At 55.1% G+C, this 25889-nt stretch carries 29 protein-coding genes and 1 tRNA gene; 24 read left to right on the top strand and 6 right to left on the bottom strand.

The window, feature by feature from the left end; genetic code table 11:
* Positions 1–3: 3 nt before the first annotated feature.
* Genes CODIS_RS06905 through CODIS_RS06880 form a run of 6 tightly spaced genes read left to right on the top strand, consistent with a single transcriptional unit; the run spans position 4 to position 4679 of the window.
* On the top strand, positions 4–567 hold the full coding sequence (locus CODIS_RS06905) for a YqgE/AlgH family protein (protein WP_069122734.1): 564 nt from the start codon (positions 4–6) through the stop codon (positions 565–567).
* Between the two features lie 13 nt (positions 568–580).
* Positions 581–979 carry a Holliday junction resolvase RuvX gene (gene ruvX / locus CODIS_RS06900; protein WP_069122732.1) on the top strand — a complete coding sequence of 133 codons (399 nt, stop codon included), beginning with the start codon at positions 581–583 and terminating at the stop codon, positions 977–979.
* Positions 969–1523 carry a bifunctional pyr operon transcriptional regulator/uracil phosphoribosyltransferase PyrR gene (gene pyrR, locus CODIS_RS06895; RefSeq protein WP_069122731.1) on the top strand — a complete coding sequence of 185 codons (555 nt, stop codon included), beginning with the start codon at positions 969–971 and terminating at the stop codon, positions 1521–1523. The genes ruvX and pyrR overlap by 11 nt, the downstream gene beginning before the upstream one ends.
* A gap of 6 nt (positions 1524–1529) precedes the next feature.
* The gene (locus CODIS_RS06890) at positions 1530–2519 is read left to right on the top strand and encodes an aspartate carbamoyltransferase catalytic subunit (protein WP_069122728.1); all 990 of its coding nucleotides are present in this window, start codon (positions 1530–1532) and stop codon (positions 2517–2519) included.
* The gene (locus CODIS_RS06885) at positions 2516–3826 is read left to right on the top strand and encodes a dihydroorotase (protein ID WP_069122725.1); all 1311 of its coding nucleotides are present in this window, start codon (positions 2516–2518) and stop codon (positions 3824–3826) included. The genes CODIS_RS06890 and CODIS_RS06885 overlap by 4 nt, the downstream gene beginning before the upstream one ends.
* Positions 3807–4679, top strand: coding sequence for a dihydroorotate dehydrogenase electron transfer subunit (locus CODIS_RS06880; protein WP_069122720.1), 873 nt, complete (start codon positions 3807–3809; stop codon positions 4677–4679). The genes CODIS_RS06885 and CODIS_RS06880 overlap by 20 nt, the downstream gene beginning before the upstream one ends.
* A 38-nt stretch (positions 4680–4717) precedes the next feature.
* Here CODIS_RS06880 and CODIS_RS06875 read toward each other — a convergent pair whose 3' ends face one another.
* The 3 genes from CODIS_RS06875 to CODIS_RS06865 form a co-directional block, all read right to left on the bottom strand.
* The gene (locus CODIS_RS06875) at positions 4718–5269 is read right to left on the bottom strand and encodes a porin family protein (RefSeq protein ID WP_069122717.1); all 552 of its coding nucleotides are present in this window, start codon (positions 5267–5269) and stop codon (positions 4718–4720) included.
* A gap of 154 nt (positions 5270–5423) precedes the next feature.
* A complete protein-coding gene (locus tag CODIS_RS06870; RefSeq protein WP_069122715.1) occupies positions 5424–5978 on the bottom strand; it encodes a CDP-alcohol phosphatidyltransferase family protein in 555 nt (184 codons plus the stop codon).
* A 183-nt stretch (positions 5979–6161) separates the two neighbouring features.
* The gene (locus CODIS_RS06865; protein ID WP_069122712.1) at positions 6162–7280 is read right to left on the bottom strand and encodes a DUF2066 domain-containing protein; all 1119 of its coding nucleotides are present in this window, start codon (positions 7278–7280) and stop codon (positions 6162–6164) included.
* A gap of 250 nt (positions 7281–7530) precedes the next feature.
* Between CODIS_RS06865 and purM the strand changes: the two genes are divergently transcribed.
* The 6 genes from purM to rpmG all read left to right on the top strand — a co-directional run bounded on the left by purM (position 7531) and on the right by rpmG (position 11270).
* A complete protein-coding gene (gene purM, locus CODIS_RS06860; protein WP_069122710.1) occupies positions 7531–8601 on the top strand; it encodes a phosphoribosylformylglycinamidine cyclo-ligase in 1071 nt (356 codons plus the stop codon).
* A complete protein-coding gene (gene purN / locus CODIS_RS06855) occupies positions 8598–9266 on the top strand; it encodes a phosphoribosylglycinamide formyltransferase (RefSeq protein WP_069122708.1) in 669 nt (222 codons plus the stop codon). Before purM ends, purN begins: the two co-directional genes overlap by 4 nt.
* A gap of 7 nt (positions 9267–9273) precedes the next feature.
* Complete coding sequence (locus CODIS_RS06850; RefSeq protein ID WP_083220595.1) at positions 9274–10011, top strand: DUF3108 domain-containing protein; 738 nt, start codon at positions 9274–9276, stop codon at positions 10009–10011.
* Between the two features lie 75 nt (positions 10012–10086).
* A complete protein-coding gene (radC, locus tag CODIS_RS06845; protein WP_069122703.1) occupies positions 10087–10761 on the top strand; it encodes a RadC family protein in 675 nt (224 codons plus the stop codon).
* 99 nt (positions 10762–10860) lie between these two features.
* Positions 10861–11097, top strand: a complete 237-nt coding sequence (rpmB, locus tag CODIS_RS06840; protein ID WP_069122699.1) for a 50S ribosomal protein L28 — start codon at positions 10861–10863, stop codon at positions 11095–11097.
* 17 nt (positions 11098–11114) lie between these two features.
* Positions 11115–11270: a 50S ribosomal protein L33 gene (rpmG, locus tag CODIS_RS06835; protein WP_068990016.1), complete on the top strand. Its 156-nt coding sequence runs from the start codon at positions 11115–11117 to the stop codon at positions 11268–11270.
* Between the two features lie 112 nt (positions 11271–11382).
* On the opposite strand, the gene CODIS_RS06830 is transcribed toward rpmG, so the two are convergent.
* Positions 11383–13380, bottom strand: a complete 1998-nt coding sequence (locus CODIS_RS06830) for a hydantoinase/oxoprolinase family protein (RefSeq protein WP_069122697.1) — start codon at positions 13378–13380, stop codon at positions 11383–11385.
* A gap of 286 nt (positions 13381–13666) precedes the next feature.
* Between CODIS_RS06830 and CODIS_RS21505 the strand changes: the two genes are divergently transcribed.
* The 11 genes from CODIS_RS21505 to CODIS_RS06780 all read left to right on the top strand — a co-directional run bounded on the left by CODIS_RS21505 (position 13667) and on the right by CODIS_RS06780 (position 23676).
* Positions 13667–13939 carry an ATP-binding cassette domain-containing protein gene (locus CODIS_RS21505; protein WP_268805697.1) on the top strand — a complete coding sequence of 91 codons (273 nt, stop codon included), beginning with the start codon at positions 13667–13669 and terminating at the stop codon, positions 13937–13939.
* 7 nt (positions 13940–13946) lie between these two features.
* Positions 13947–14579 carry an AAA family ATPase gene (locus tag CODIS_RS06825; RefSeq protein WP_268805696.1) on the top strand — a complete coding sequence of 211 codons (633 nt, stop codon included), beginning with the start codon at positions 13947–13949 and terminating at the stop codon, positions 14577–14579.
* Positions 14576–15301: an ABC transporter permease subunit gene (locus tag CODIS_RS06820; protein WP_069122695.1), complete on the top strand. Its 726-nt coding sequence runs from the start codon at positions 14576–14578 to the stop codon at positions 15299–15301. Before CODIS_RS06825 ends, CODIS_RS06820 begins: the two co-directional genes overlap by 4 nt.
* Positions 15298–16632: a GldG family protein gene (locus tag CODIS_RS06815; protein ID WP_069122692.1), complete on the top strand. Its 1335-nt coding sequence runs from the start codon at positions 15298–15300 to the stop codon at positions 16630–16632. The genes CODIS_RS06820 and CODIS_RS06815 overlap by 4 nt, the downstream gene beginning before the upstream one ends.
* Before the next feature lie 2 nt (positions 16633–16634).
* Positions 16635–17114, top strand: a complete 480-nt coding sequence (locus CODIS_RS06810) for a DUF4340 domain-containing protein (protein WP_069122690.1) — start codon at positions 16635–16637, stop codon at positions 17112–17114.
* 33 nt (positions 17115–17147) lie between these two features.
* Complete coding sequence (mutM, locus tag CODIS_RS06805) at positions 17148–17963, top strand: bifunctional DNA-formamidopyrimidine glycosylase/DNA-(apurinic or apyrimidinic site) lyase (protein WP_069122687.1); 816 nt, start codon at positions 17148–17150, stop codon at positions 17961–17963.
* Between the two features lie 75 nt (positions 17964–18038).
* Positions 18039–19007, top strand: coding sequence for a polyprenyl synthetase family protein (locus CODIS_RS06800; RefSeq protein ID WP_069122685.1), 969 nt, complete (start codon positions 18039–18041; stop codon positions 19005–19007).
* A 437-nt stretch (positions 19008–19444) separates the two neighbouring features.
* Positions 19445–20572 carry a rhodanese-like domain-containing protein gene (locus CODIS_RS06795; RefSeq protein ID WP_069122682.1) on the top strand — a complete coding sequence of 376 codons (1128 nt, stop codon included), beginning with the start codon at positions 19445–19447 and terminating at the stop codon, positions 20570–20572.
* Positions 20573–20656: 84 nt separating this feature from the next.
* Positions 20657–22867 carry a tetrathionate reductase family octaheme c-type cytochrome gene (locus CODIS_RS21650; RefSeq protein ID WP_069122681.1) on the top strand — a complete coding sequence of 737 codons (2211 nt, stop codon included), beginning with the start codon at positions 20657–20659 and terminating at the stop codon, positions 22865–22867.
* 27 nt (positions 22868–22894) lie between these two features.
* Complete coding sequence (locus CODIS_RS06785) at positions 22895–23353, top strand: thiosulfate oxidation carrier protein SoxY (RefSeq protein ID WP_069122679.1); 459 nt, start codon at positions 22895–22897, stop codon at positions 23351–23353.
* Complete coding sequence (locus CODIS_RS06780; protein WP_069122677.1) at positions 23353–23676, top strand: thiosulfate oxidation carrier complex protein SoxZ; 324 nt, start codon at positions 23353–23355, stop codon at positions 23674–23676. The genes CODIS_RS06785 and CODIS_RS06780 overlap by 1 nt, the downstream gene beginning before the upstream one ends.
* Before the next feature lie 197 nt (positions 23677–23873).
* Here the strand turns inward: CODIS_RS06780 and CODIS_RS06775 are convergent, their stop codons facing one another.
* On the bottom strand, positions 23874–24437 hold the full coding sequence (locus CODIS_RS06775; protein WP_069122674.1) for a hypothetical protein: 564 nt from the start codon (positions 24435–24437) through the stop codon (positions 23874–23876).
* 186 nt (positions 24438–24623) lie between these two features.
* Here CODIS_RS06775 and CODIS_RS06770 point away from each other — a divergent pair.
* A tRNA-Pro gene (locus CODIS_RS06770) sits at positions 24624–24700 on the top strand.
* 116 nt (positions 24701–24816) lie between these two features.
* On the opposite strand, the gene CODIS_RS06765 is transcribed toward CODIS_RS06770, so the two are convergent.
* Positions 24817–25746 (bottom strand): VanZ family protein, encoded by a 930-nt coding sequence (locus tag CODIS_RS06765; RefSeq protein ID WP_069122671.1) that lies wholly within the window; start codon positions 25744–25746, stop codon positions 24817–24819.
* Positions 25747–25889 lie beyond the last annotated feature (143 nt).

The following is a 25889-nucleotide window of genomic DNA, read 5'->3' as shown; positions in this document are numbered from 1 at the left end:
GCCATGCGTCCTGAAACCAATTTAACCAACCATTTCCTCATCGCCATGCCGCGCCTCGAGGACCCGAATTTCTTCCATACCGTCACCTATATATGTGAACACACCACTGACGGTGCTATGGGTATAGTCATCAATCGTCCTATGGATCTGCATCTGGCGGATATATTCGAACAACTGGAGATACAGATCAGTACCAACGACATCGCCGAACAGCCGGTCTACATCGGTGGTCCTGTACAGAGTGACCGGGGATTTGTGCTGCACGATTCCAGTACGGAATGGGCATCGACACTGAAGGTCACCGCAGAAATCAGTGTCACAACCTCACTGGATATCCTTGAGGCCATCGCTACCGGCAAGGGTCCTGAACACAATCTTGTTGCCCTTGGATACGCCGGCTGGGGAGCGGGCCAACTTGAGAGTGAATTGGCTCAGAATGCCTGGCTGAGCGGACCGGCTGAGAGCGACATCATCTTCAACCGGGCCAGCGATGAGCGTTGGCAGGCAGCCGCCGATCTGCTCGGCGTGGACCTGAACCTGTTGAGCGGCGATACTGGCCACGCGTAGAGAGCGATATCGGATGGGCACCCTGCTAGGGTTCGATTACGGCAGCCGTAAAATAGGCGTAGCTGTCGGGCAAACGGTGACAGGTACGGCAACCGCGCTGGAAACACTGCATTTGGTTAATCATAAACCCGATTGGCAACGCATCGCGAGCCTTATTGAAGAGTGGAGACCTCAGGCCCTTGTAGTCGGTCTGCCACTCGATGTGGATGACAGCGAAACAGATGCCACACAACCGGCATTACGCTTCTCCCGACAACTTGAGGGGCGATTTCATATCAAGGTCTATCTGGCTGATGAGCGTTACAGCTCCTTCGAAGCAAGGGACAGACTGGGACATAATGCCAAGCGATTGGAAGACTATGACGCCGTAGCAGCCAAACTCATACTGGAAACCTGGTTAAATGAACAATAGAAAAATGTATATGGATGCCAATGAGGTGAGACCTCTGGTAGACGTAATGGCGGACAAAGTTCATTCTCTGTTGAACTCGAGGGGGATAACAGATCCGTTGATGATCGGTATCCGTACCGGCGGTGTCTGGTTGGCTGAAATACTGCACAACCAGCTCCAATTGGATGATCCTCTCGGCACACTGGATATCTCATTTTATCGGGATGACTTTACGCGCATCGGAATGAATCCCGAAGTTCACCCTTCCGATCTCCCTATACCGGTGGATGATCGTCATATCATCCTGGTAGATGATGTCCTGCATACGGGAAGGACAATCCGGGCGGCACTGAATGAGATCTTCGACTATGGACGTCCTGCATCGATCATATTGGCCACACTGGTCGACCGCAGCGGGCGGGAATTGCCGATACAGCCTGACGTGGTCGGTTTGCACCCGGAGCTGGAGCAGAACCAGCATATCACCTTGATTGGGCCCGAGCCGCTCGGGTTGGTGATCGGCACCAAGACAAATCGGCGTTCCCGCAGTGATGAACAAGGTTAGACGGCTATGAGTTTCAGCAATAAAACCCTGCAACTGGACGATGAACAGAGACTGCTCCACTTCCTTACCATCGATGGACTTGATAGGGCGACACTGACTGAAATCCTCGACACGGCAGAGGGATTCACCGGCGTCTCCGAAAGAACCATTAAGAAAGTCCCCCTATGCCGGGGTAAGGTCGTCGCCAATCTCTTTTTTGAAACCAGCACCCGGACACGAACCACCTTCGAATTGGCAGCGAAACGTCTTTCGGCGGATGTCCTCAACCTCAACATCAGCGCTTCCGCCACTTCCAAGGGTGAAACTCTATTGGACACGCTGCGCAATCTGGAAGCGATGCATGTGGATATGTTCATCGTCCGTCACGCCAGCAGCGGAACCGCCCATTTCATCGCACAACACGCCGATCGGGGAGTCGGCGTCATCAATGCCGGTGACGGTCGTCACGCCCATCCGACCCAGGCGATGCTCGATATGTTCACCATCCGCCGGCATAAAGGTGAATTTGCCGGACTGCGGGTAGCCATTGTCGGCGATGTACTCCACTCCCGGGTAGCCCGTTCGCAAATACTCGCCCTGAATACACTCGGGGTCTCGGAGGTTCGAGCTGTGGCTCCTCGCACACTGCTACCGTCGGATGCGCGCAGTCTCGGTGTTCATGTCTATCACAATATGGAAGAGGGTATCTGGGATGTGGACGTCATCATCATGCTGCGTCTGCAAAAAGAGCGCATGCAGGGTGCACTGCTCCCCTCTGAGCATGAGTATTTCAGTCTTTACGGACTCACTGAAAAACGCTTGGCACTGGCCGACTCGGAAGCGATCGTAATGCATCCAGGGCCCATCAACCGCGGTGTCGAAATGGACTCCCAGGTAGCCGACGGTTCAAAATCCGTAATCCTGCAGCAGGTCAGTTATGGCATTGCCATACGCATGGCGGTGATCTCGAAGGTTATAGGCACCCAGAACCTGCGCATGCAGGAGGTGGCGGGATGAGAAAGAAGAAAGACATCTCAATCCTCGGTGGCAGGGTCATAGATCCGGCAAACGGCATTGACGAGATCACTGACCTGCACATCGCCGGCGGTAAAATCCTCTGTCTCGGCTCCCCCCCAAGGGAGTTTCAGGCAACTCTCACCATCGATGCCAAGGAACAGGTTGTCTGTCCCGGCCTGATCGATCTCAACGCCAACCTGCGGGAGCCCGGGGCGGAACACAAGGCCACTATAGCCAGTGAAACCCAGGCCGCCGCCAGCGGTGGGATCACCACAATCTGCTGCACCCCTGACACCTATCCGGTAATCGACACCCCCGCGGTGGTCGGACAGATCCGACACAAGGCACGTAAAGCGGGCTATTGCCGTCTTTTGCCCCAGGGGGCTCTTACCCAGGCCCTGAAAGGCGATCGACTGAGCGAGATGGCGGCACTCAAGGCGGCTGGCTGCATAGCTGTCACCAATGCCTATACCCCGTTAGCCAATACCCTGGTTCAACGCCGAGCCATGGAGTATGCATCCACATTCAATCTGCTGATCATTTTACGCCCGGAAGATCACTACCTCAGTAACAACGGTTGTGTACATGAGGGCAAGGTCGCCGACCGGCTGGGTCTGCCGGGCATTCCCGAAGCGGCTGAGACAGTCGCGGTTGCCCGCGATCTTGCATTGGCGGAAACCACTGGAGCTGTAATCCACTTTCACGCCCTTTCCAGTGCAAGTGCTGCGCGGACCATGGCATGGGCCAAGCGTGAAGGGCGACGGGTCAGTGCCGATGTAGCCATCCACCAGCTGCATCTGAGCGAAACGGATATCGAGGGCTTCGACAGCAACCACCATGTCAGACCCCCCCTGAGAAATGACAGTGACCGTAATGGCCTACGCGATGCCGTCGCAAAGAACGTCATTCAGGCGATCTGTTCCGACCATCAACCCCATGAGGCTGACGCCAAGGCATCGCCCTTCCCCGATACGGAACCGGGTATTTCGGGACTCGAGACCCTGTTACCACTGACCCTGAAACTGGTCGATCAGGGGGTTCTAGAGCTGAGCGACGCCATTGCCCGCCTGACCTGTGGCCCGGCGGACATACTCGGCTTGAGGATGGGGCGATTGACGCCAAACCACCCGGCGGATATCTGTATTTTCGATCCCCGTCATCGCTGGATTGTAGACAAGGAGAAGCTCCTCAGCGCGGGTAAAAACACACCGTTCACGGGTTGGGAAATGCCGGCACGGGTCACCCACACACTATTGAAAGGCCGATTGGTCTATTCTCAGAATACCCATGAAGAAAATGCAACGTGACACCGTCTTTCTTGAAGATGCTGAAATCCTTTCACACCAGGCTTTTGCCGGTGATCAGTTCATCATGCGCCTGCTCGCTCCCCACTGCGCCGCAAAGGCAATGCCCGGCAGTTTTGTGCATCTCACATGTGATCCGCAGCTTCCAATGCGCCGACCGATCTCTATCATGCGCTGCTCCGCCAAACATGGCTGGATTGAGCTGCTGTATAAACGTGTCGGCAAGGGAACCGGACTACTGGCAAAACGCACGACCGGGGAGAAGATCAGCCTCTTGGGCCCTATCGGTAATCCCTTCTCCCCTAGCCCGGGCCGTAATAAACCCCTTTTGATCGGCGGTGGTGTCGGCATGCCTCCGATGGTATTTCTGGCGGATTCCTTGCGTAAAGACCCGCAGAAACAACCCTTTGTGATTCTCGGCTCTGAGGTGCCGTTTCCTTTTCAATCGATCCCTTCTCAAATCATCATTCCCGGTCTGGCCGACGGTGTGATCGCCAGCATGCCGCTGCTGGACGATTGGGGGATAGGCTGCAGGCTTGCCAGTCTGCAGGGTTTTCCTGGTGTATTTCAAGGCTATGTCACTGAGTTGGCCGAACAATGGATCAGCTCCCTAAACATGCAGGCATTGTCTGAGGTTGAGATCTTTGCTTGCGGCCCCCACCCGATGCTGGAAGCGGTTGCACAACTAGCCGCCAACCATAATATACCCTGCCAGGTCTCTCTGGAGGAGTTCATGGCCTGTGGCGTTGGCGGTTGCGCTGGCTGTGTGGTGGAGGTGCAGACACCTCAGGGGCCGGCAATGAAACGGGTCTGTGTCGATGGGCCGGTATTCGATGCCCAGACAGTGTTTGCCTGACACCAATGCACGGCACCCTGCAGGCTGTTACAAAGTCCCTAAAAGCGATGTACAAACCCTAGACTGGCCGACTCCAGCTTGTAGTCGACATTATGGATATCACCGACAGCATGACGCAGCCACTCAAGCGTCAGCGCATTCTGTTCGTCCGCATAGAGTTCGAGACCAATACCATAACCAATCGCAGTCTCATCCACACTGCTGAATCCGGGGACATTAGCGGAAAAATGGGTCACTCCAGCTAAGGCATAGAGTCGGGTCCGGCTGTCGAGGAGAGGGAGATTACCCCTAGCGTAGACGCTCAACAGGTACTCGATCTGATAGCTGCGGTCATTGACCACATCCTCGCCAAACAGACCGAACTGACCTTCAACTGCCAGAAACTCATTGAACTCCATGCCCCCTCGCACCAGCAAGCCGGCACTGCGAAAATCGGTATTGGAATCATCCTCCTTGTATTGCGGGGAAGAGACCATAACCCCGATATAGCGATTCCCGTCTATACCTGCACCCTTGACAGACTCTTCAGAAATGGCTGCAGAAGACAACAGTAGGCAACCGCCAACGACAATAACAGTCAGGTATTTCATTTATTCTCCTCCATGATTTCAATCTACTCTCAGTTGATATGTCGTGAAGTCTAAACATGACCAAAGAATAACACCATCCGTACTACAGACTTATCTGCTATATATCCAGCCATACGCTGGTAGCGGATATTACAACCTCCAATCCGCGACGGTGTCACCCGTGCCAGCCTTTGTCACGAGCCTTGTTTGTCCATACCCAGACATAGGCAATACCACTGACCAGGGTGGTGAATCCGGTAACCCAGGTGAGCCAGGTCAACAGCTGGGAAGGCAGGGTAAAGGGGCCGGCATTTGTCACTACCAACAGCACCAGCACTATCTGTAACAATGTGTTCAACTTACTGATCAAGCTTGGATTAGCGTCCAGTTCTTCAACACTGAAATTATAATAGAGCGCTCCACCCATAATGGTGAGATCGCGGAAGATCACAAGGATCACCAGCCAGACGGGAATCAGCCCCAAACCTCCGAGCACCAGAAATGAACTCATCAGCAGGGCTTTGTCGGCTAAAGGATCGAGTAAACCTCCCAGATGACTTTGCCAACCAAACCGTTTTGCGAGGAAGCCATCGATGCCGTCGGAAATACCGGCTACTGCGAACAGTATCAGGGCATAGGAGAACTCATGTTCAAACAACAACCAGACAATCGGGATAGTCAATAAGATGCGCAGTACACTGATCAGGTTGGGGATATCCTTACTCTGCATCGAAATGGCGGCTCCGTATCATGCTAGGGCCAGTGAACACTCATCCAATCGGTCCTGGCGGGATTACTGTTTGTCCAGCAAGGCTGAATGAGCGATGTGTAATCACTCTAGATGTACGAATGACAACCCCGCTAGGCGTGAATCGTGTGTAGTTTCCCATATTGTTAGATGCTTTCAGAGGCCCTAACGCAAGCGATATACCAGACTTTCGCCAACAACCACCTCTGGGTTCTTATTTTCAACTGCTGCCGCATAATCGAGGGATTCCACCGGCTCGAGCACGGAACCAAGCTGAATACCACGCTCCAATGCCTCCCTACTGCCATGAATACGGACCTTGAAATTAACCTTTTCGGTATCAGCCGATAGCAGATCAAGTTGTTCGATCATCGCCAACGACTGCAGATATTCTTTAACCAATACAAAGTCTGCCAACCTTGTAAGTCCGTGTACGCGAATCCTGATATCGGTTTCCCCCTGAGTAACCTGTTGTGGAGCAAATCGCAACGCAAGGGCATCAACGGCTTGATTCAAGCCCTCACTGGCAAGGGCCACTTTACCTTCGGCACTGGTCTGCCAGCGATTGACCTTATCGGGTAGATAGAGCAACCACTCACCCCGCCAACTGCGTGAGCCCTGCCGGGTCATACGGCCGACAAGAATCACATCAGGCTGATATCGCGCAGAGGCCCGGCGGATGTTCTCTTCAAAACCGCCCCACAGATCGCTTACCCGTATTGCGTTTCGGTCCTCTATATCCATGAGTGGCCAGAGAAATGACAGTCCCCGTGACTCCCCCACTCTGTTTAAATAGTGTCTCAGGCGCCGTTCCCGCTCGAGTGACAGCAGGTCACGTCGCGCACCCTGTTCCTGGCCCAACCAGACCAGGATGGATGGTCGCGTACCACCCCACACCGGCACACCGCTCTGGCGTAGCAGACGATTGACCGCCCGCTCATCGAAACGCACCCACAACAGGCGATCCGGTGAATCCGGTGCAGCCTCAGGATTGGAGGTTTCAAGCGTCTTATAACGATATTGCTGGATATATGCGGACGCTTTTTTAAGGACGCCGTGGATTTCGGGATGGTTCAAAAGGCCGCGATCGCCACTCACCTTCACGATTACGCTGGCAAAGGCCGAGCGAATTCCATCCGCCCTCGCTTGTGCACTCTGACCGTGAACCGGAACCTCCGCTTCATAGAGCTCCCATACCCGTTCGGCAGATACCCACGGCGGCGACAGCAGAGCAGCCGAAAACATCAACCACCGGAAAGCCATCTTCAGTCGAGTTTGAATCATTAAATTTTCACACTTCACAAGGATTCTCTGATATTCACTATTCGGCTACTTGATTTCCAGTGGGGAAAACATGAGTCGCCCCATGGTCGGTACTGAGAAACAGCCTTATCGGATCTTCGCATAACGGGAAATATTAACGCGCCTGCGGAAAAGATGAAAATCAGGACAAGCACAACACTCACTGAGTCCCACTTCTTCTGTTAGAATCCCGGTCTGAATCACCTAGGGCCTGAAGCCGGAGTATCATCCCGTGGAGTATGAATCCAAACCCAGCAACCCCTCATCACTCAGCTACCGGGACGCCGGTGTTGATATCGATGCGGGCAATGAACTGGTCGAACGTATCAAGCCGATCGTTAAACAGACCTTCCGTTCAGGTGTACTCGCAGGACTCGGTGGGTTTGGCGCACTCTTCGAACTGCCGCTGGATCGATACCGGGAACCGGTGCTCGTTTCAGGCACGGACGGGGTAGGCACTAAACTGAAACTGGCATTGGAACTCAATCGCCATGATTCGATCGGCATCGATCTGGTGGCTATGTGTGTCAATGATATCGTTGTCGCAGGCGCCGAACCCCTGTTCTTTCTGGATTATTACGCTACCGGAAAACTGGATGTGGAGATCGCCACCGATGTGGTGCAGGGAATCGCGGCCGGCTGTCAGCAGGCCGGGGCGGCCCTGACAGGCGGTGAGACCGCCGAGATGCCGGGCATGTACGCGAAAGGCGACTACGATCTGGCCGGTTTCTGTGTCGGTATTGCCGAAAAGAGCCGCCTGATACTCCCGGAGCGGGTACAGGAGGGCGACACATTGATTGGCATAGCCTCGTCAGGACCCCACTCGAATGGCTACTCTTTGATACGCAAGATACTCCAGGTCACTGGTGCGAACCTGGATCAGCCCTTCCAGGATAGCACCCTGGGTGATGCACTGCTGGCACCCACCCGAATCTATGTCAAACCTCTGTTGGCCCTCATGGAGGAGGTGGAGATTCATGCCTTGGCCCACATCACCGGCGGCGGACTGCCCGAAAACCTTCCTCGAGTCCTTCCCGATGGCTGCAAAGCGGTGATCGACAGCGGCAGCTGGCAGCTTCCGCCTATCTTCGAATGGCTGCGAACTCAGGGCAAGCTGGCCAACAGCGAGATGTTGCGCACCTTCAACAGTGGCGTCGGCATGATTGTCTGTGTTGCGCAAAAAGAGACTGAAACCACCCTGAAGCTGCTCAACGGCATGGGTGAAACCGCCTGGGTTGTCGGGGCGATAAGATCCGCAGATAACACCGATATCAGGGTTGAGATAAGCGGACCGCTTGGATGAGTGGAGTGTCAAAACTACCTGTCGTGGTGCTGATTTCCGGTGGTGGCACCAACCTGCAGGCAATTATCGATGCCACGCTGGTCGATCTCCCCATTGAGATCCGCGCTGTTATTAGCAACCGCCCTGATGTCTACGGCTTGCAACGGGCCGAGCAGGCCGGCATCGAAACAGCTATCCTCAATCACAAGGAGTTCACAGACCGGGAAAGCTACGACCGTGCACTGATGAAATTAATCGACCGCTACTCGCCGGGCCTGATCGCCCTGGCCGGTTTCATGCGCATTCTCACGAACGGATTTGTTCGGCACTATGCGGGACGCATGTTGAATATCCATCCCTCACTGCTGCCAAAATATACTGGATTGAACACTCATCAACGGGCGTTGGATGCACAGGATCAACTGCACGGGGCCAGTGTCCATTTCGTCACCGAGGAACTGGATGGTGGCCCACTGGTTGTACAGGCCCAGGTAGCTGTAATGGAGGACGACGATGCAGAGAGCCTTGCGGCCAGGGTGTTGCGGAAGGAGCATCAGATCTACGCCCTGGCAATACGCTGGTTCGCAGAGAAACGCTTATCGATGGATGAGAATGGCGAGGTCATACTGAATGGAAAGAGGCTTGAAAACCCCGTTGTGTTCACCCCGCTGGAACCTATCGGATAACTGATCGATGATCAGGCTCCGATACCGCACTGGCTGGCTATTGGGGATTACGGCGCTGATTTGCTGCTTGCCATTGAACGCTGAGACAGAGGAGCTGCTGAAGCCATTTTCCGCCACATTCAGCGTTAAGCGCAATGTCATTCCCCTGGGTGAATTGATGCTCGAGTTCAGCCTGAATGAGAAGGGTGAGTACCACTATACTGCCCATACCTTGCCGGGGATGCTTGCGGGTTGGTTCAGTGCCGATGAGATCATCGAAGAGAGTCATGGACGGTTGACCAGGAACACAATCCAACCGATCAGTTATACCTATAAGGATATGGGAAATGAGAATGAGCGCACAGAATTGGTATTTGACTGGCAGGCAGGCAAGGTCCGCACTACCAGCGGCGGTGTCACCTGGTCCCAACCCATCACATCCGGTACTCAGGACAGACTCAGCCAGCAACTGCTGGTCCGCCTGCACCTGGCTGAGGGCAAAGAAGATATCTCCTACCAGGTGGCCGACGGCGGAAAAATCAAACGTTATCGATTTCTTGTCGAGGGTGAGGAAGATATCGAAACACCCTTTGGCCAGATAAACTGCCTGCGGGTGAGGCGAAGCAAAGAGTCACGCAAGCCGGACTATACCATCTGGTTCGCACCTACGTTGGGCTACCTGCCGGTACAAATAGAGCGTAAAAGGTCCGGCCGCCTATACCGGATGGTTGTGGAAACTATCGATCAAAAGGAAAGTACAGATTAGACTGGAGCCTGATTACCTAGGGCCTGTTAACACTAATCCAATTGGCCCTAGATCAAAGACAAGGAGGTCTATTATATGCCGATTACCGATTGGCCCATCGATGAACGACCCAGAGAGAAGTTGCTGCAGCGGGGCTCGGAATCACTCTCGGATGCAGAGCTGCTGGCCATCTTTCTGCGTACCGGTGTTGCCGGCCAGACAGCGGTAGACCTGGCGCGCAGTCTACTGGCCGAATTTGGCGGTCTGCGCCATCTGCTCAGCGCCGACCAGCGACGTTTCTGCAAGTCTAGAGGGTTGGGCATGGCAAAATACACGCAACTGCAGGCAGTCCTCGAAATGGCTCGGCGATACCTGCATGAGCAGCTTGAAACATCCGGCAGTCTGACCGCTCCAGAACAGACCCAAGACTATTTGCGAGCCAGACTGCGTCACTATGCCTATGAGGTATTCTCCTGCCTGTTTCTAGACAACCGGCACCGAGTGATTCGCTATGAAGAGCTTTTTCGCGGCACGATAGACGGGGCCAATGTGCACCCCAGAGAAGTCGTCAGGCGAGCCCTGGAGCTGAATGCTGCCGCACTCATCTTCGCCCATAACCATCCCTCTGGGATGGCTGAGCCGAGCCGGGCCGATCGCCAGATTACTCAACGCCTCAAGGATGCCCTGGCGTTGGTGGATATCCGTGTTCTCGACCATATCGTGATTGGCGAGGGAGAAGCGGTTTCGCTGGCTGAACGCGGGATGATTTAACTTGCCTCCTAACCCTTACTCTGATATAAATACGCGCCTTTCGCCCGGGGGATAAAGTAATGCCCCCCATCCAGGGATAACTATTTCGAGGTTTGGACCATGTCAAAAGTCTGCCAAGTCACCGGCAAGCGCCCGGTCACGGGAAACAACGTCTCCCATGCGCACAACAAGACTAAGCGTCGTTTTCTCCCCAATCTGCATACCCACAGATTCTGGGTCGAGAGTGAAAAACGCTGGGTCCGTCTGCGTCTATCCTCTAAAGGTATGCGCATCATCGACAAGAAGGGAATCGATTCGGTACTCGCCGAAATGCGCGCCCGCGGCGAAAAAGTCTAACCCAGGAGCCCAGAGTCATGCGTGATAAAATCAAACTCGTCTCCAGTGCCGGCACTGGACACTTCTACACCACGACCAAGAACAAGCGCAACCAACCGGGAAAGATGGAGATCAAGAAATTCGATCCCAAGGTGCGCAAGCATGTGATGTACAAGGAATCGAAGATCAAATAGATCTGAACCTTCCCTGGAAGAGACCCGCCTCCTCGGCGGGTTTTTTTATGTCCGGGCGAATATCCCGAGAGACTCCGATCAGCCTGGCTGATCGAAATCGTGTAAACAGGCCCTAGCTTGACGACATCTTTTCAAGCAGCAGATTACCGGCGCTATCCGCCGTACAACGCCAACCGGGCTCCAACCAAGTGGTTGACGCCATTTCCGTAATCAGCGCTGGCCCCGCAAGCGCCTGTCCCACAGCCAGTTGCGCTCTCTCATAACGCGGCACTGGTCTATCCACCCCCCAGACAGTCAAATGCTCACAAGCCTCGGCTGGCTCGGATCCGGCTGTACCATTCAGTGCAATCGTTGTCTGCGGACCACGCAGGGCCACACGCAGATTAACCAACTCCACGGGTGCCGTCATGCGATGCCCGTAACGGATTTCGTGTCGCTCATGGAAATCGATTTCCACCCGCTCCAGGCTGCTCCAGGGGACGGTAAGGGTATAGGATTGCCCCAAATAGCGCAGATCCAAGGCATATTCAGCCTCGATCCGATCCCCGGCTATGCCCTCCTCCACAAGATCCGCCACACCACCCTGTGCGAGCCGGGAAAACGCCTGCCGGAGTTCACTGTCGCTCAATCCCTGTAACAGTCCAAGACGGGCATGCACCAACTGACGTCCCGGCCGGGTTGCCAGCATTCCCAAGGCGGACAGGACACCCGCGTTGAGCGGCACCAGGGCGGAGCGCATGCCCAGGGCATTGGCCAAGGCACACACATGCAACCCACCTGCGCCACCGAATGAGAGCAGGGTATAACTGCGTGGATCAACTCCCCGTTCGACTGAAATCACGCGCAGGGCTCGCGCCATATGCTCGTTGGCGACCCTGATCACTCCCTCCGCCGCCCTGTGCAGAGAGAGCCCAAGCCGCTGCGCCAATTGCCCCACCGCCTTCTCTGCCGCCTGCATATCGAGTTGCATACGCCCCCCCAGGAAAGCGCTGCTTCGCAAGCGGCCGAGGATTAAATTGGCATCCGTAACCGTCACTTTGGTGCCGCCACGGGCATAACAAGCCGGTCCCGGGTCGGCTCCTGCAGACTCCGGACCTACCTGCAACATGCCCCCCGCATCCACCCAGGCAAGTGAGCCGCCCCCGGCGCCGATGGTGTGCATATCCACCATCGGCACAGCCACAGGCCAAGGACCGATATGCCCCTCCCGGGTCAATCTGGGGCTCCCGTCAATCAATGCCACGTCGGTGGAGGTCCCCCCCATATCGAGAGTCAAAAGCTGGCTGCGACCCGATACCGCGGCCACATAACCGGCACCGACCAATCCGCCTGCCGGGCCTGAGAGCAGCATCCGCACTGCCTGCCGTGCAGCCTGATCCGCCGCGATCGCTTCGCCGGAGCTCTGCATCACTGAGATTCTCGCCCCGCCAAGACGTGCCCGCAGGCGCTCGATATAACCCTCCACCAACGGTCCCACCCAGCTGTTGAGCCAGGTGGCTATCCCCCGCTCATACTCGCCGCTTGCCGGCAGCACGCTGGAGGAGCGGGAACAAAAGATACCTTCAGGTATCGCTGCCTCTATCTTCTTTTCGAAGCGGTCATCGAGGTAACTGAACAATAGGTTAATCGCAACAGCTTCGGGATTTCGGCGGGCAACCTCGGCCTTCAGCGTATCGATCTCCTCATCGCTCAATGGCTCGACCAGTTTTCCCTGGCTGTCAAGACGGCCGCCGGTTTGCAGACAGTCGTTCGCCGCCACAGGCGCAGCCCTGGCGTGCGGCTGCAGATTATAGAGTTCACTGCGTGCCTGACGCCCGATCGTGAGGATATCCTGCAGGCCACGATTACCGATGTAGAGTGTACGCACACCCTTACCCTCCAAGGCGGCATTGGTGGCGACAGTAGAGCCGTGCACAATAATCAGATCGCTCGTCCCAACTCCCAGCTCATCTATTCCTTGCAGGATGGCCTGTTCCGGTGCCTGAGGCGTCGACAACACCTTGTGTATCCGCATATCTCCAGCGCGGTACAGAACGAAATCGGTGAATGTGCCTCCTGTATCGACACCCAGCAGATAACCCTTTTTATTCTGGCGATCAAAGCCGTTCATCAACCCTCCATCTCAGTGAACACACCCATATCGGAAACATACTCTGTTTAGATCGATCGGCACCGGTGCAGTATGGAGAATACTGCCTGGAGGTCAAATCCCACTTTTCAGCCCGGCCGCATAGGTTGGTATTCCATCGACCGCAGCGATTGCCTCTGGCCGGCGGTATGATTTGCGTATCAGTTTAAACACAAGGTCTTGCATAGCGTACAAAGGGTGATATGTTTGGCAGGTCTCTGCCTTGGCAGCCTTTCCCGCACTGTGCAGACAGCCAACTATAACGCTTATGCCCAAACTGTTAACAACAAGTCAACTCAGCCGTCACTTCGGAAGCAGCCAGGTAGTATCTGCTGTTGATCTGAAATTGATGCGGGGTGACATTCTTGGCTTGCTGGGACCCAATGGTGCGGGTAAATCGACTATCATGCGGATGCTCAGCGGTGACCTTGCACCCAGCACAGGCACCATATCCATCTGTGGAGAGGACCTGTTGAACCGGCCGACCCAGGCAAAACGATTTATCGGCTACCTCCCGGAACGCCCCCCCCCTGCATCGTGACCAGACCGTGGATGAGTATCTGTGGGACTGCGCCCACCTGCACGGACTGAAAAGAAGACAATCGATGGCGGCACGGGAACACACCAAGCAGCGCTGTGGCCTGGAGCAGGCGGGAAGACGTCTGATACGAAAACTCTCCAAGGGTTTTCAACAACGGGTCGGTCTTGCCCAGGCAATCATTCACGACCCCCGGGTTGTCATCCTGGATGAGCCGACCGACGGACTGGACCCGGCACAGATCCGCCAGGTTCGTGAATTGATCCAGGAACTTGCCCGGGATAAAGGGGTGATCCTGTCCAGCCATATCCTGCCGGAGATAGAAGCGACCTGTAACCGGGTCACCATTCTGCAACAGGGAAAGAGCGTCTATAGCGGAGAGCTCACACCACCGGCGCAGACCTGTTATCGTATCGGCCTCGACCGGAACCCGGAGCCGCAATCGATCAAGGCGATGACCGGGGTGGCGGAGGCAGAGCAGATGCACACCGACTACTATCGCATCATCTTGGAGCCGGGCTGCCAACCCAGTGAACTGGCACGACAGATTGTGGCGCGGGGATGGGGCTTGATTGAGCTGAAACCGGAACGGATGAGTCTCGAACAGCTGTTTCTGCAGGCCACTACCGGAGGGCATTCATGACACTCTATCTGGCCTGGATGGAGTGGCGGAGATTGATGCGCACACCACTGCCCTGGGTCATCTTCAGTCTCAGTCTGAGCCTGCTGAGCTGGCAGTTTCTCGCCACACTGGAGATCTTCAACGGTATGCAGTCGTCCAACCGCAGCCTGGGACTGAGCCACCATCTGGGGTTGCAGCTCTACGGTCTTGCCTCGGTGCTGATCCTGATCATCACACCGATCATTACCATCCGCAGTTTCAGCGAGTCGTTTCGCGACGGCAGTTATGCCCTCCTGAGCAGCGCACCGCTATCAAACCTCTCCATACTTGCGGGCAAGTTTCTCGCTATCCTGATGTTCCAGTTATTGTTCATCCTGATACCGCTACTGCTTTGCGTAAGCCTCACCTCTGGCATCCAGCTAGACTTCGGACTGCTGTTAGCCGCCACCCTCGGATTACTTCTGTTGAGCGGCGCATTCACCGCTATCGGTCTCTACTTCTCGACACTCAATGAGAACCCGGGAATCGCTGCCGCAGGCAGCTATGGCCTGCTGCTGTTGATTTCACTGCTCGATCAAAATACCGAGGGCGGCAGTTTTATGCACTGGCTGGCCTGGCCCTCCCACTATCTCGATCTGCAGCTCGGTCTCATACGTTTCGGTGATCTGGCATACTTCCTATTACTGATACACTTCTTTTTAGGCCTGGCGTTATACCGGCTCGACAAGAGGCGTCGTGGATGATTAATCGGGTAGGCTCACGTCTCAACGATCTGCTGTTCCATCTGGTAATGGCCCTCTTGCTGGTGCTGCTGGCCTGGCTCAGCAGTCGTTACGACATGCAGTGGGATTGGACCCGCCAGGGCAGCAACAGCCTCAATCCAGCCAGCATCGATATCCTGCGACGCACACCGGGTGAGCTGAGCGTAACCGCATATGTGGGAGAAACGGCCAAGCTGCGTGATCGCATTCAACGCTTTGTGGCCCGTTACCAGCACCACAAACCGAATATCGAGTTGACCTTCATCGATCCCCTGCGCCACCCTGATGAAGCACGCCGACAGGGCATCAGCCTATCCGGTGAGATTGTACTGCGCTATGAAAAGAGGGAGGAGCGTATCCAGAAAGTGGATGAGGAGCAGTTCAGCAACGCCATCCTGCGCCTGGGCCGTGACAACAGCTACTGGATAGCAGGGCTCAGCGGCCATGGCGAACGCGATCTTACCGGCAAGGCGAATCACGATCTCGGCGAGTTCGGCCAATCACTCAAACAGCAGGGATACCAGATCGCGGGGCTTGACCTCGCCACTTCGTCCGGCCCGCCCGACAATACCGCATTGCTGATCATCGCCTCCCCTATCCGCGCCCTATTGCCGGGTGAGATCGAACGGCTTTCCGAATATGTTGCGGAGGGTGGCAACCTGTTGCTGTTGAGCGACCCGGACAACTGGATCCTGGGTGATTTGATACAGCAGCTTTTCGGTATCGAACAGTTACCGGGCACGATCGTGGATGCCAATGTCAAGGCGTTGGGTATCGATAATCCGGCCATCGCTGTGGTCCCGGAATATTCCAATCACGAAGCCACCCGGGGATTCAATCTGCTGACCCTGTTTCCACAGTCGGCGGCGCTCACACTCTCTGAGCAGCGGGATTGGAAAGCGACACCCCTGTTGCGAACCCTGGATAAGAGTTGGAACGAAACCGGTCCATTGAGCGGTGAGATCGAACGCAATCCATTGGCAGGTGAGGAGGCGGGTCCACTCACGATTGGCATTGCTCTCGAACGCCGGCACGATGACAGGGAACAGCGGATACTGGTGATCGGTGATGGTGACTTTCTCGCCAACAGCTATCTCAACAATGCCGGCAACCTCGATCTAGGCCTCTCACTCTCCCGCTGGCTGGTCGGGGATGATCAGCTGATCGGCATACCCGCGCCACAAGCCAGCGACCGCGAACTGCATCTATCGAAGCTCGCCATCGGCACAATCGGCCTCGGTTCTCTGATTGTGCTCCCGCTCATGCTCCTGGCTGTCGGTGCAGTAATGGCCTGGCGACGGAATCGTGCATAGCGATGGTATCAAGAACCAAAATCAATCTGCTCCTGCTTGCTATCGCAGGTCTGCTGGGCCTGCTGGTATGGCTATCGCAACCAGCCCCCCTGCCACCCCTCACCCAACTCGATCCGCAACAGATCACCCGCATAAGGATCAATGATCTTCAGGGGCGTGAGATCAGTTTGATGCGGCGACAGAACCAATGGATGAGCGGCGACCAACCCGCCGATCAATCCAGGGTCAGGCAACTGCTGAAAATCTGCCGCACCCCCAGCCTGAGCCGATTCACAGCCCCGGATGACCTGGAACCCTACGGCCTGGCGCCATCCCCTATCATGATGGCACTCGATGACACGACACTCAGCTTCGGCAACAGCGATCCGGTCAATGGCTGGCGTTATGTCCACCATCAGGGGGAGGTGCACCTGATTGCGGACGGCTTCTATCACCACCTCATCGCACCGCCTGAAGCCTGGCTGGCTAAAACCACAGATTAGGGCCTGTTAACACTAATATGAGAACCTAGACACATGCCTGAACTGCCGGAGGTCGAAACAACTCGCCGGGGCATAGCCCCCCATATCACCGGTCAACGCATTCGCCAGGTCACTATCCGTCAACCCAGGTTGCGTTGGTCGATTCCCGAGGATCTGCCATGCACGCTGAAGGGGAGGAAGCTGTTATCGGTGGACAGGCGGGGCAAATACCTGCTGATGGCCTTTCATCACGGCACCTTGATCATACACCTCGGCATGTCCGGCAGCCTGCGCATTGTCGACGCCGATGCGGCAATACAAAAACACGATCATTTCGACCTCCTGCTGGGCAATGGCCTGCGACTCAGACTGCGTGATCCCAGACGCTTCGGCGCGGTGCTCTGGACCGATCAACCGGCCATCAACCATCCCCTGCTCGCCGATCTCGGTCCGGAACCCCTTGGCGACACATTTGACGGCGACTATCTGTTTGCCCGGGGCAAGGTGCGTCGTACCGCGATAAAACAGTTGATCATGGACAGTAAGACCGTTGTCGGTATCGGAAACATCTATGCCAGCGAATCCCTTTTCCGTGCTGCCATCCATCCCACCCGGCCCAGCAACCGGACATCGCGCCGGCGCTATCAGAGACTGGCAGAGGAGATCCGCAACGTACTCGAGGAGGCAATCGCCCAGGGCGGCACCACCCTGCGGGATTTTCTCAAAGAGGACGGCAATCCCGGTTACTTCGCCCTGTCGCTTCAGGTCTACGGCAAGTCGGGGAAGCCCTGTCCAAGATGCGGCGGGGTTATTCGCAGCAAATCCATCGGGCAGCGTTCCACATTCTTCTGTCCAGCCTGCCAGCGCTGATGAGAGAAAGATGCTGCTTGACACTCTCGCCACCCCCTCCTAGCATGCGTGGACTTTGTGTGAGTCATGACAGCCATGGATATAACAACTATTCGCGAACTCATCAGCGACGATATGGATGCTGTCGACAAAATGATAATCCAGCAGCTGAAATCGGATGTGGTGCTGATCAACCGGATTGGCGCCTATATCGTCCATAGCGGCGGTAAACGCCTGCGGCCGATGATTGTGCTGTTGGCCGCCCGCGCCTGCGGTTATGTGGGCGGGAGGCATATCGACCTGGCCGCCATCATCGAGTTCATCCATACCGCTACCCTGCTGCATGATGATGTGGTGGATGGCTCAGATCTGCGGCGGAACCGGGAGACCGCGAATACGGTTTGGGGTAACGAGGCGAGTGTTCTGGTAGGTGACTTTCTCTACTCCCGCTCCTTCGAGATGATGGTCGACGTAGGCCGCATGCCGGTAATGGATATCCTCTCTCACGCCACCAACCGTATCGCGGAAGGCGAGGTGCTGCAGCTGCTGAATGTGCACAATCCCGACACCAGCGAAGCGGAATACATGGAGGTGATAAAACGCAAGACCGCCACTCTGTTCGAGGCCGGTACGCGTCTTGGTGGTATCATCTCCGAGGTTGCCGAAGATCAGCAACAGGCGCTGGCGGATTACGGACTGCATCTGGGTATCGCCTTCCAGCTGGTGGATGATGCCCTGGACTACAACGCCGAGAATACGGAGATCGGGAAAAACATCGGCGACGACCTGGCGGAAGGCAAACCGACCCTGCCGCTGATCCAGGCCATGAAGTGCGCCGGTCAAGAAGAGCGCCTACGCCTGGCGAATATTATCGAAAACGGCGGCCTGGAAGAGATCGATTTCGTCATGCAGGCCATCGCCGACAGCGACGCCATCAGCTACACCCAACAACTCGCGCATCAGCAGGCGCAACAGGCCAAACACGCTCTCGAAGCCCTGCCTGATACCCCCTACAGGCAGGCACTCTCAAGCCTGGCGGACTTCTCGGTCGCCAGAACCAATTGAATCGTCTCCTCAATTACATGACGAGCCATCGATCGCTGCATTATGGATTCTGACGAGTGGGAGTTCCCACGGTCGGCAGTCTCGAATCGAAGGGCACGATCATACCCGTCCTTGTTAACTGGTACCCAGTCATTACTGTTCACAGCTACTGTCTTCGCTATTGAAACTGATTCACCGTATCTTCTTCCGCTACATATCCAGTTCCTCACTTGATCGAAATCAACGAAGTACTGCAAAAAGCCTATCGATCTGAGTGGATCGGTTCTATAGATGATGGTTGTCAATAAAAAAAAACAGAGGTTGCGTATTTTATTAGTCATGCGATCGAGAGAAGCGCTCGACGTCATATTTTAATAATTAAATAGGAAGCGTTTCTCTCGATGCAAACCAACCCACTGGGTAGGTTTTTATTATTGAAACCAAAGAGAGGAAGCACGATGAAACGCCTCGCACTAGGAAGTGCCTTTACGGCACTCGTTATATTTCTAACCCTTCCAGTTTTCGCCGCCGAACAGGCCAAAGAAAAACCCAGCTGGTGGTACAAAGACGTCGTTGATGCCAGCTTTGTCACCCAGTACGCAACGGTACCACCCAAGAAAGAGGTGCTGATTGTTGATTCCAGGCCAGCCAGAAAATACAACAAGGGTCATATCGTTCCGGCCATCAACATCTCCAACAGCCAGTTCGACAAGATGACCCATCTGCTGCCCCAGAACAAATCCAACCTGTTGATCTTCTATTGCGGCGGCCTGAAGTGCCCGCTGAGCCACAAGTCGGCAGCCAAAGCCGAAGCGTTGGGATATACCAACGTCAAGGTCTATGCGGCAGGTTTTCCCGACTGGGTCAAAAACGGCGGTCTGCCTCCGGGCGTCAGCGCTGCGCACGTCAAGATGCTGATCGACAAAAACAAGGGAGCGACCATCGTCGACGCGCGTCCTGCAAGAAAATTCAAAAAGGGTCACCTACCCGGCGCCATCAACGTTCCCCTGAGGCAGTTCGATAAGCTGGTGGACAGGTTGCCTACGGATAAGAACTCGCCATTGATCTTCTACTGCGGCGGTTACAAATGTCCGCTGAGTCCGAAGTCTGCGGTGAAGGCCGTCGCCATGGGGTACACCAAAGTACGCCTGTTTCAGGCTGGCTATCCCGCCTGGAAGAAGGCTTATGGTGACGCGATTGAAAAGACGGCTAAAGCCAAACCCGCAGCAGCCCCGAAGATCGAAGCGGGAGAAGACGAGGGGACCATCAGTATCGCCTCATTCAATACGCTGGCAACCAACAACCCCGAAGACTTCTATTGGTACGACGTTCGCGATCCGGAAGAGGTGGAGTCGGACGGCACCTTTGCAAAAGCTGTCATCATGACCGTGGATGAAGTGGAAGAAAACATCGATAAACTACCTACGGACAAACCAATCGTCTTCTTCTGCTCCACTGGCGCGCGTAGTGGCGAGGCCTATGACCTCGTCATGATGAAACGGGAGGATCTGAAGATCTACTTCCTCGACGCCAACGTCGCTTTCAATCCGGATGGCAGTGTGCCGAAAGCCACGCCACTCGAATAGGCTGAGCGACCCTTAACCATTTGTAGCAATTCACTGGGGGGCGTTGACACGTCCCCCGCAGATGAACGAGCTGTTGGTGTCGCCATGTATTCGCAACAGAATCGATATAACAGACTTCTGGTTAGAAATACCACCATCTTGCTGTTGCTAGGATTGGCCCTGGCATTCTCTGTGCGGGTAAACGCAACGCCGACACCGGGTTCCACCGCGGATCACAGCAAATTCGAACAGCTGCAAACAAAGTTCTTGACAGGGCCGGAAGTTACCCGGGCCTGTCTGGCGTGCCACACTAACGCCGCAAAACAGATACATAAATCGAAGCACTGGCGATGGGAGTACGACAATCCGGCAACTGGGCAGAAATTGGGTAAAAAGCATGTTTTGAATAACTTCTGTATCGCAGCCGGTCCCAACATTGCCGCGTGCACCGCCTGTCACATCAGTTACGGTTGGAAAGACGACAGCTTCGACTTCTCTTCTGAAGAGGCGGTGGACTGCCTGGTCTGTCACGATACCACCGGTCTCTACTCCAGAGAGAAACTGCGCAATCCGGGCAAAAGAAGACCAAAGCTCGAGAAGTTCGCCCAGAACGTCGGCCCCACCAGCCGGCGCAACTGCGGCAGCTGTCATTTTGCCGGCGGTGGGGCCAAGGCGGTCAAACACGGCGATATTGACCCGACCCTTGCAGCACCTGACTACTTCGTAGACGTGCACATGGATGCCGAAGGCCTCAATTTCTCCTGCTCCACCTGCCACCGGAGTGATCAACACGAATTGGCCGGTAGCCGTTATGCGCCCAACGCTGCCGATAATCAGAAAATCAGCGTACCCGGCAGGGAGGAGAAGAGTCGCGTAAGTTGCCGCGCCTGTCATGATCCCAGACCCCACAGACGGGACGAGAAACTTAATGACCACACCGACAGGATCGCCTGTCAAACCTGTCATATACAACGCTATTCACGCGGCGACTACGGTTCCAAACTTTGGTGGGACTGGTCCCAAGCGGGCAAGATGAATCAGGAGGGCAAGCCTTTCGGCACCGAAGATGCCTTTGGATTCGAAATCTATAACTCAAAAAAAGGTGACTTCACTTGGGAGATGCATACCCGTCCTGAATATCGCTGGTTCAACGGTGACGTGCTTTATACGCTGGTCGAAGACACAATTGACCCGGGCGCCATCGTGCCGATCAACAAGCTTCTGGGGGACGCCGATTCACCCGGTACGCGTATTTGGCCAGTCAAGGTGATGCGCGGCAAACAACCTTACGATGCCGAATATAAAACCTTGGTTGCGCCGCTTACGACCACCGAGGAAGGCTATTGGAAAACCTTCAACTGGGACCAGTCGATCAAACTCGGCATGCAGGCGATCAACCGACCGTATAGCGGCAGCTACGACTTCGTCTCGACAGAAATGCTGTGGCCGATCACCCACATGGTTGCACCCTCAGAAGAGGCGCTTAGGTGCACCGAGTGCCATAGTGAAAACGGCCTGCTGGGAAATGTCGAAGGTCTCTATATCCCCGGTCAGCACAGTCATCCCTGGATGGACAAGATCGCCATGATCATACTTTTGATGACGTTGGCGGGTGTGCTGCTGCACGGCAGCGCGCGTTTTCTGTTACGCCCCAAGGATAAGCAGACCACGGACCACCCGCAAAAGAAGATCTATATCTTCAAACGGTTCGAACGCTTCTGGCACTGGGCTCAGGCGTTGTTGATCCTGTTCATGTTAATCACAGGCTTCGAAATACACGGGAGCTACACGCTTTTTGGTATGGAACAGGCCATGAACCTGCACACACTAGCTGCCTGGATATTGATCGGCCTTTGGGTGTTTGCCATCTTCTGGCACTTCACCACCGGCGAATGGCGCCAGTACATTCCGACCACGAACAAAGTACTCGCGGTGGCCCGATATTACTCGGTGGACATCTTCAAGAACCAACCTCACCCCTTCCGGGCCACCAAGCTGCATAAGCACAACCCGCTGCAACGACTCGCCTATTTATTGTTCAAACTGGTGCTGGCACCGGCGGTCTGGATATCCGGACTACTCTATCTGTTCTATAACGACTGGAGCCAATGGGGCCTTGGCGGCCTTGAGCTGGGCTTGATCGCCTTCATGCACACCCTAGCAGCTTATCTGCTTGCGGTGTTCTTTATCGGCCATGTCTATCTGACCACGACCGGACATACCGTAACGGCTCATATCAAAGCCATGTTGACTGGATGGGAGGAGATTGAAGCGGAACCTGCGCAAAAACAAGAGAGGGGTAGTGTCAATGACTGACCACAGAAGAGTAATCGGAGGTCAAGCATGTTAAACCGTCGCCAAATATTGATACTGTGCGGCGCTTGGGCGGCTGCGGGATTTCCGGTCACCGACCTGATCGGGTCCGCCCAGGCAGGGCCGCGCGACGCCAAGAAACGCCTTGCAGAACTGACCGGCGGCGTTAAATCACAAAAAGGCCGAATCAGTATTACGCTGCCCAAGGTGACAGACCAGGGTCGCTTCGTACCCATCCGGATTTCGGTGGATAGCCCCATGAACGAAAACGATTACGTCAAGGCAATCCACATAGTCGCCGAACGCAATCCAAGCCCGGAGATAGCCTCGTTCCACCTGAGCCCCGCCAATGGCAAGGCCCAGGTCTCAACACGCATCCGTTTACTCAAGACCCAGGTGGTGGTTGTAGCGGCCGAAATGAATGATGGCAGTGTCTATCTGGGTAAAGGACGAAGTAAGATCACCGGCGGCGCAGGAGGGTGCGGATAATGAACGAGCAGGCGCATGTAAAAGTTCCCCGAACCGCGAAGATGGGTGAAGTGGTCCGGATCATGACCAAGCTCAACCACCCGATGGAGTCTGGCTGGCGTCGTCGGCAGAATGGTGAAATTGTACCCAAAGACTTGATTGGGGAGTTCTCCTGCCAATTCAATGGAGCGGAAGTGTTCAAGGCCGAGTTCGACTCGGGTACCGCCGGCAATCCTTACCTGTCTTTCTTTGTCAGGATCAACCAGAGCGGGCATTTCCGTTTCATTTGGAGTGGACAAAATGGCGAACGCTTCTATAAAGAAGCGGATATAGAAGTGGGTTGACGGGTAACCCTCCCCTCATACTCGCCACTACCGCTGAATGACTAAATGCAATGGCAAGAAGAGCATACCCATAACTGTGTTCTGGGTCGGTCGATGAACCTGGAAAATAACTTGAACCCCCTATGCTTCACGCTGTCTCGAGTCAAACATGGGTCCCCAAGGTAGCAGAATGGCTACCCTTGGAATTCGAGTGAGGACTATTGGGTTCCCGTTTCAGTCGAATCCTTAGCTGTTGGTGCCGCGGCCGGCTCAGACGCAATGGGGTAAAGAAGAATCTCGCCGGAGGGGGATATCCTGTAGGTGCCCATCATGCCCCTTAATAGCGGTATAGCCAGCAAAGCTTCGGCACCCTGCATGCCCGACATACCCTCCGCATCGCCCATGCCCTGCTGGCCAGACATCCCCTGCATGCCGCTCATGCTCTGCATACCCGACATACCCTCCGCATCGCTCATGCCCTGCATTCCGGACATACCTTGCTGAGTGGGATGCGGCACGATTTTGTAGTCTGACTGTGGAGGATAATAACCGCCGAACGGTTGTCCGTATGGGCCGTACCCGTAACCTGGTGCACTGCCGTATCCACCGTAGGCGGGATGAGGAGGCATAACCGGCATGTAATACGGACGGGGTGAGGCATATCCCTGCCCATAGCCGTAAGGCATATAGCCTCCCTGGGCCATGGTTCCAGCAAGGGGAAGCATCATGCCAATCGCTATCAGGAGTCCTCCAGCCAAAAGAGTATGTTTTGTTGCTTTCATACCACATCCCCCTCTGATTGTTGTGCAGAACAGCCTAACCCCATACATGAAGGTTAGCACGAAGCCGTCACTTCCGGTAAATACGTATCAGTAATCCACGACGCGCAGCCTATCGTGAGAATGTCCTGATGTTGCTTGCTGAAGGTAGCTACTGTAGACTCCTGACTCCGCTGAGGTTCTTGCATTCGGGGTGTAGCTCAGCCTGGTAGAGCACTGTCTTCGGGAGGCAGGGGCCGGAGGTTCAAATCCTCTCACCCCGACCAATCGGTCATTTTCTCACTATACCATGACGCACACGCCAATCGTCGCATTGAGATCCGCGTATCAACTCAACCGCCAAGATATAACCGCGTAAACCCATTGTCTGGCGCTTCACCCGTTAGCGCAGCCCGACTGACAACAGGCAAAAACCCTTGCCGAGATGTTTTGGTGTGGCAAATATCATCACATTCGAGATGGCCGCCATATCCATCATGCGCATGCGGGGCGCTTCCTTGACTTCAGGCAACGGCAGTAAAAAATGGTTGTATCCGGGCTGGATCAACAGCTTGCGATTGTATCGATCCTCAAATTGTCTGTTGTGCCTTTGATCGTGGATACGCAGGGTAAGAGGCAGCTCGTCCAACTGATCGGAATAGATCTGCAATTCAAGGTGATCATAACCACGCCAATCGGCTGCAGGCTCCTGCATCTCCATACCAGGCCAGCGACCCTCACGCAGCGAGACATGCACGCAACTGTCGATGTCTAATTCTGTCGGCAGCGGCCAATCCACAGGTAGGTCCACATGGCGCACATCGCCCCCGCCACTGCCCTCGATCAAAACCCTCGAGAAATAGTTGTCCATTTCCACAAGTCGGGGAAAGTGATCGGCCCTGACCTGGTAGACGATGAACCAATACAGAGGTTGGGATAACGCTATCAGAGAAAGCGCTATGACGATGGCAACGGCGCGGTAGGGCGGGAAAGAGTGGCGTACAAAACCGGTGTACAAGATCGCGCCTGCGGCAATACCCAGTATATCCATCAACAGATCATACAGACTGGGTTCGCGGCCTATGAATGACTGTACTGCCTCCATCAGGACACCAAACATCAAAACAAGGAACATGACCAGCCATATAAACCGAACGCTCATATTTCTGAATGGCCAGACCGCTGCCAACGTCAGTAGTGTGAAAATCAGGAAATGGCCGGAGTCCTGTAGTGAGTACATCAGGCGGTTTTCGCCAGGCAGTCTGGTTCCCAGCAGAATTACCGCTGTGATGATCAGAGCAAGGAACAGGAACCATGCATCTTTCAAAGACATACGGGACACGCGCTGTAACTCCATACGATCCAAGTCAGAGTTAAACACGCTTTATAAACGGGTACCAGCCGGTACTTCACATCAGCATAGTTGAGCTGTTCGGGAGCAAATAGAGAGCAATCCGGCTTATTATCTGATTGGAA

Origin of the sequence: Candidatus Thiodiazotropha endolucinida (genome assembly GCF_001715975.1) — a bacterium.
GTDB classification, from domain to species: Bacteria; Pseudomonadota; Gammaproteobacteria; order Chromatiales; family Chromatiaceae; genus Thiodiazotropha; species Thiodiazotropha endolucinida.
This window is presented reverse-complemented; position numbering and strand designations above follow the sequence as displayed.

Coding starts and splice junctions, on each gene's coding strand:
- CODIS_RS06905 (WP_069122734.1), top strand. CDS start 4: ATGCGTCCTGAAACCAATTTAACCAACCATTTCCTCATCGCCATGCCG.
- ruvX (WP_069122732.1), top strand. CDS start 581: ATGGGCACCCTGCTAGGGTTCGATTACGGCAGCCGTAAAATAGGCGTA.
- pyrR (WP_069122731.1), top strand. CDS start 969: ATGAACAATAGAAAAATGTATATGGATGCCAATGAGGTGAGACCTCTG.
- CODIS_RS06890 (WP_069122728.1), top strand. CDS start 1,530: ATGAGTTTCAGCAATAAAACCCTGCAACTGGACGATGAACAGAGACTG.
- CODIS_RS06885 (WP_069122725.1), top strand. CDS start 2,516: ATGAGAAAGAAGAAAGACATCTCAATCCTCGGTGGCAGGGTCATAGAT.
- CODIS_RS06880 (WP_069122720.1), top strand. CDS start 3,807: ATGAAGAAAATGCAACGTGACACCGTCTTTCTTGAAGATGCTGAAATC.
- CODIS_RS06875 (WP_069122717.1), bottom strand. CDS start 5,269: ATGAAATACCTGACTGTTATTGTCGTTGGCGGTTGCCTACTGTTGTCT.
- CODIS_RS06870 (WP_069122715.1), bottom strand. CDS start 5,978: ATGCAGAGTAAGGATATCCCCAACCTGATCAGTGTACTGCGCATCTTA.
- CODIS_RS06865 (WP_069122712.1), bottom strand. CDS start 7,280: ATGATTCAAACTCGACTGAAGATGGCTTTCCGGTGGTTGATGTTTTCG.
- purN (WP_069122708.1), top strand. CDS start 8,598: ATGAGTGGAGTGTCAAAACTACCTGTCGTGGTGCTGATTTCCGGTGGT.
- CODIS_RS06850 (WP_083220595.1), top strand. CDS start 9,274: ATGATCAGGCTCCGATACCGCACTGGCTGGCTATTGGGGATTACGGCG.
- radC (WP_069122703.1), top strand. CDS start 10,087: ATGCCGATTACCGATTGGCCCATCGATGAACGACCCAGAGAGAAGTTG.
- rpmB (WP_069122699.1), top strand. CDS start 10,861: ATGTCAAAAGTCTGCCAAGTCACCGGCAAGCGCCCGGTCACGGGAAAC.
- rpmG (WP_068990016.1), top strand. CDS start 11,115: ATGCGTGATAAAATCAAACTCGTCTCCAGTGCCGGCACTGGACACTTC.
- CODIS_RS06830 (WP_069122697.1), bottom strand. CDS start 13,380: ATGAACGGCTTTGATCGCCAGAATAAAAAGGGTTATCTGCTGGGTGTC.
- CODIS_RS21505 (WP_268805697.1), top strand. CDS start 13,667: ATGCCCAAACTGTTAACAACAAGTCAACTCAGCCGTCACTTCGGAAGC.
- CODIS_RS06820 (WP_069122695.1), top strand. CDS start 14,576: ATGACACTCTATCTGGCCTGGATGGAGTGGCGGAGATTGATGCGCACA.
- CODIS_RS06815 (WP_069122692.1), top strand. CDS start 15,298: ATGATTAATCGGGTAGGCTCACGTCTCAACGATCTGCTGTTCCATCTG.
- CODIS_RS06810 (WP_069122690.1), top strand. CDS start 16,635: ATGGTATCAAGAACCAAAATCAATCTGCTCCTGCTTGCTATCGCAGGT.
- mutM (WP_069122687.1), top strand. CDS start 17,148: ATGCCTGAACTGCCGGAGGTCGAAACAACTCGCCGGGGCATAGCCCCC.
- CODIS_RS06800 (WP_069122685.1), top strand. CDS start 18,039: ATGGATATAACAACTATTCGCGAACTCATCAGCGACGATATGGATGCT.
- CODIS_RS06795 (WP_069122682.1), top strand. CDS start 19,445: ATGAAACGCCTCGCACTAGGAAGTGCCTTTACGGCACTCGTTATATTT.
- CODIS_RS21650 (WP_069122681.1), top strand. CDS start 20,657: ATGTATTCGCAACAGAATCGATATAACAGACTTCTGGTTAGAAATACC.
- CODIS_RS06785 (WP_069122679.1), top strand. CDS start 22,895: ATGTTAAACCGTCGCCAAATATTGATACTGTGCGGCGCTTGGGCGGCT.
- CODIS_RS06780 (WP_069122677.1), top strand. CDS start 23,353: ATGAACGAGCAGGCGCATGTAAAAGTTCCCCGAACCGCGAAGATGGGT.
- CODIS_RS06775 (WP_069122674.1), bottom strand. CDS start 24,437: ATGAAAGCAACAAAACATACTCTTTTGGCTGGAGGACTCCTGATAGCG.
- CODIS_RS06765 (WP_069122671.1), bottom strand. CDS start 25,746: ATGTCTTTGAAAGATGCATGGTTCCTGTTCCTTGCTCTGATCATCACA.